The organism is Thermoanaerobaculia bacterium, from assembly GCA_035593605.1.
In the GTDB taxonomy this organism is placed as follows: domain Bacteria; phylum Acidobacteriota; class Thermoanaerobaculia; order UBA2201; family DAOSWS01; genus DAOSWS01.
In genome coordinates this window covers 1-3,986 of the sequence record DAOSWS010000052.1, presented here as the reverse complement: position 1 = coordinate 3,986, position 3,986 = coordinate 1, and the positions used below count along the sequence as shown (strand labels likewise).

Genomic DNA, 3,986 nt, shown 5'->3' with positions numbered 1-3,986 from the left:
GAACAAATAATAGATATGTGGCATTTTCTAACAATCCGAACTATTTCTTTGATCCGTTTGGATTGGAGGACTGTGTTCGCGTAACCAGGGAGAAATATACCATTTGTGATTATGTTTTTTGGGGTACCGATAACTGTAATGAAACTGCTAGATCTGATTGTTATATAGCTTGCGAAAACTGTTGTTTCAAAGATGCCGCAATAGCTGGCGCAATTTTCTCAATGCCATTATTTCCTTTATATAACATGGTCTTAGGTGCTACAAAAGCCGTCAAGAGTGTTTATGATGCTTTTTCCAATCCTGTGCCAGATTGTATCCGGAAATGTCGTGATAATTTTGTTTCTCAATTTAAGGGAGATTGCCAGAATCAAGTCGATCCAGGGGATAATAATGGATGTCCGCCCGATGTTCCAAATTGTGATGAGATTATATACTGACAGGACGATACTATGGACCAATACAAAAAAATGTTTTTAACGCTAAGCTTTCTTTTATTGGCTGGTAATCCAATACTCCATTCAAATCTGACCCTAACGGAAGTGCAGAGTATTTTGGATGGGCAGGACCTTGATGCTCAATTTAAACTATTGAGTAATTTGAGCGATTACCCAGTATATTATGAAGATTTCCAAAATGCACCAGGTAGTGAACTTCCAGATGAAATTCAAAAATGCATCATTGAGCATTACATCCGTCTATACAATAAAACTTCCCAAACCGAATCTTCTCATTTACCCTGGTGGAATGCAGTAAAGAATATGATAAATCCTAATAGGAAAAAAAGAATTAATCAGGCTTGGGAATTATTAATTATGGAAGCTCACCTGATCAGACGATTTCACCAGCCTGAATATGCTGATCGACTCGTTTTAATCCATACCTGGCTGGTTCCACCAGAAACATACGGTGAAGTCGCTGTCAAATCACTTGTAAAACAGGCTGAAAAAATTATGGATGGGGATAAATCTCAGCAGGATTCATTCAATGACCAGGTTCAAAGAATAATGCAGCTCCAAAAGGAAGGACTTCTCAACATCTCTGATCAAGATCTTGCATATTTAAAAAGTTTTCTCCGTTCCAAAAGTGAGGAAAGAAATTAAATTAAAACCGGAATCAACCATTATGAGGCATGAAGTGGAACCAGAACGTGAATTGTTACTCGGGATGACGGGGTTTTCAGTGGATGAGGGTAAAATGCTGGCGCAACTGGGGTGGTGCATTTCTTCGAGTCTCTTGCTGTCTGCTTTGAAAGAGTCGGATGCCTCTGTTGGCCTTTACGATGAGGTGAGGAATGGACAGGGAAGAACGCCGTAAACGCTATATGGAAATTCTCCTTTACCGCGTGTGGAAAGATTTCTTTCCCCGGTTGACATGGATTCAAAAAATCAGAGGGTTTATCATCATTGTCTATATCGATACCATCACGATGGTTTTTTATAGCTATCTCACCAGGGTTCAACTGCGCCAGCTGGAAGAAAAATGGGGTGTCACGGCCGGGAAGGATGATCTGTATACCCACTATTTTCACTGGAACCATTTCTTTTTGATTACAGCAGGGGTCTTCACTGTTTTGTGGATTACAGCGGAAATAATTTTCCACTTCAGACAACGAAGACAAACAGGCAACGTGAACGGAGCCGATTCCCCATCTGCACCTGAAGAAGATGGGGGGAATTTTCCATAACCCGTTTCTTGACGAGATTGGATACGATGCCCTGATTTAACGATGGGTGGTGGGTGACATAATTCCGATGGTGGTATAATTTTGGCGTGCGACGGCACGGAGGAGGATCACAAATACGATGCACGATGCAGGCGGACCCCCGCCTGTTCTTCATTCAGGGAGGTGACTATGCGGTCGGAGGATGAAAAGACCCGGGAACTGTTAAAGAAAAAGGAATCGCTGATCCAGGGAGGTGGACCCCAGGCTGCGCAGAAGCAGGTATCCATGGGGAAGCTTCTGGCCAGGGAGCGGATCATGACGATCCTGGACGACGACAGCTTTCATGAATACGACATGTTTGTAGAGCATAAGTGTTCAGACTTTGGAATGGACAAGAAGCAGCTTCCGGGGGACGGGGTCATTACGGGAACGGGAAAGATCGAGGGCCATCCGGTCTGCATTTACGCCCAGGACTTCACCGTGGCAGGAGGATCTCTGGGGTTGATGCACGCCCGAAAGATTACCAAGATCATGGACCACGCCATCAAGCTGGGAATTCCCATCATCGGCATCAACGACTCCGGTGGAGCCCGGATCCAGGAGGGTGTCAACTCCCTCGCCGGCTACGGGGAGATTTTCTTCCGAAACACACTGGCATCGGGAGCCGTTCCCCAGATTTCCATCGTTTTAGGGCCATGTGCGGGAGGCGCGGTCTACTCCCCCGCCCTGACCGATTTCGTCTTTGTGGTGGATAAGATCACCAAGATGTTTATCACCGGTCCTGAAGTCATCAAGACCGTTCTGGGTGAGGAAATCACGATGGAAGAGCTGGGAGGCGCAAAGGTCCAGGCGGAAACCTCCGGAAACGCTCATTTTTATGCAGAAACCGAGCAGGAATGCTTTGCGATGGTCAAGCGCCTGGTTTCCTTTATTCCCTGGAACTCGCGGAAAAAGGCGGACCGTTTCCCCCCCAAGCCTCCCAAACCGCATTACGACCTGAATGAAATCGTACCCCTCGAACCAAGAAAGCCTTACGATGTCCGGGAAGTCATCCGGGCCGTCTGCGACGACTCCGACTTTCTGGAGATCCAGGAATACTGGGCGGCGAACATTGTCGTGGGATTTGCCCGCCTCAGCGGAGAGACCGTGGGGATCGTCGCCAACCAGCCCCTGGTCCTGGCCGGGGTTCTCGATGTGGATTCCTCCGACAAGGCGGCACGATTCATCCGATTCTGCGATGCCTTTCATATCCCTCTGGTCACCTTCGTCGATCTCCCGGGCTACCTACCCGGTGTCGATCAGGAACATGCCGGGGTTATTCGCCACGGTGCCAAAGTCCTCTTTGCCTACAGCGAGGCCACGGTTCCCAAGGTCACGATTATCCTTCGGAAAGCCTACGGCGGAGGATACATCGCCATGTGTTCCCGTCACCTGGGGGCCGACTTCGTCTTTGCATGGCCGATGGCGGAGATTGCGGTCATGGGGCCGGAAGGGGCCGCAAACATTATTTTCAGGAAGGAGATCTCCGAAGCGGAAGACCCGGAGGCCACGAGGCTGAAGATGGTGGACGAATACAAATGTAAGTTTGCGAACCCGTATATCGCGGCGGCCAACGGCCACGTGGATGCCATCATCCGCAGAGACGAGACGAGGGATTTTCTGATTCGCGCCATTGAGATCTCGGGGCAGAAGCAGGAATGGAGGCCCCTGAAGAAACATGGCGTGCCTCCCAATTGAGCCATGAAAAACGATATCGACCTTCGAACTCTGAAGCTTGAGGACACCACCTATGAAACCCGGTTGACGAAGAAATTTCTTTCCCGTCAACCCTACGCGAGACCCTGCCCGTCGGAGATCCGGGCCCATATTCCCGGTGTCATCTGTGATCTTCGCGTTCAGCCGGGCCAGAAGGTCGCCCGCGGTGAAAGCCTCCTGGTTCTCGAAGCGATGAAGATGCAAAACGATTTGACCGCTGCGGTCTCAGGAACGGTCCGGACGGTTCACGTTTCACCCGGAGATGTTGTCCCCAAAGGACATCTGCTGATCGAACTGGACCTTCACGAGCATGCCCCGTAACCTTATCCGCAGACGATAAAAGAAAACGGGAGCCGGACCTCATCCGGCTCCCGCAGGAAATTCAGAACGGTTTGAGCGAGTAAAATTACTTAATCAGCCTGAGCGCCCACGGATAACGGTAAAGCGTGCCGTCGTAGGCCTTGACGCCTCCAATGATGCAGAAGATGATCGCGGCCAGGCCGACGAGAATCATCAGGGGAATTCCAATACAGACAAAGATGAGCGGGATGCAGATGATGGCAGCAAT

At 49.3% G+C, this 3,986-nt stretch carries 6 protein-coding genes; 5 read left to right on the top strand and 1 reads right to left on the bottom strand.

All coding sequences use genetic code 11. The annotated features are described in order from the left end of the window. From PLD04_15205 to PLD04_15185, 5 genes are all read left to right on the top strand, one after another. A partial coding sequence (locus tag PLD04_15205; protein ID HXK69673.1) for a hypothetical protein occupies positions 1–437 on the top strand: 437 nt, incomplete at its 5' end. A 12-nt stretch (positions 438–449) separates the two neighbouring features. Continuing rightward, entirely contained in the window at positions 450–1,100 is a 651-nt protein-coding gene (locus tag PLD04_15200; GenBank protein HXK69672.1) for a hypothetical protein, read from the top strand. Between the two features lie 191 nt (positions 1,101–1,291). Beyond that, positions 1,292–1,684: a hypothetical protein gene (locus tag PLD04_15195; GenBank protein HXK69671.1), complete on the top strand. Its 393-nt coding sequence runs from the start codon at positions 1,292–1,294 to the stop codon at positions 1,682–1,684. A gap of 168 nt (positions 1,685–1,852) precedes the next feature. Further along, complete coding sequence (locus tag PLD04_15190; protein ID HXK69670.1) at positions 1,853–3,400, top strand: acyl-CoA carboxylase subunit beta; 1,548 nt, start codon at positions 1,853–1,855, stop codon at positions 3,398–3,400. Between the two features lie 3 nt (positions 3,401–3,403). Continuing rightward, entirely contained in the window at positions 3,404–3,739 is a 336-nt protein-coding gene (locus PLD04_15185; protein ID HXK69669.1) for an acetyl-CoA carboxylase biotin carboxyl carrier protein subunit, read from the top strand. Between the two features lie 85 nt (positions 3,740–3,824). Here the strand turns inward: PLD04_15185 and PLD04_15180 are convergent, their stop codons facing one another. After that, positions 3,825–3,974: a DUF4870 domain-containing protein gene (locus PLD04_15180; protein ID HXK69668.1), complete on the bottom strand. Its 150-nt coding sequence runs from the start codon at positions 3,972–3,974 to the stop codon at positions 3,825–3,827. Positions 3,975–3,986: the final 12 nt, after the last annotated feature.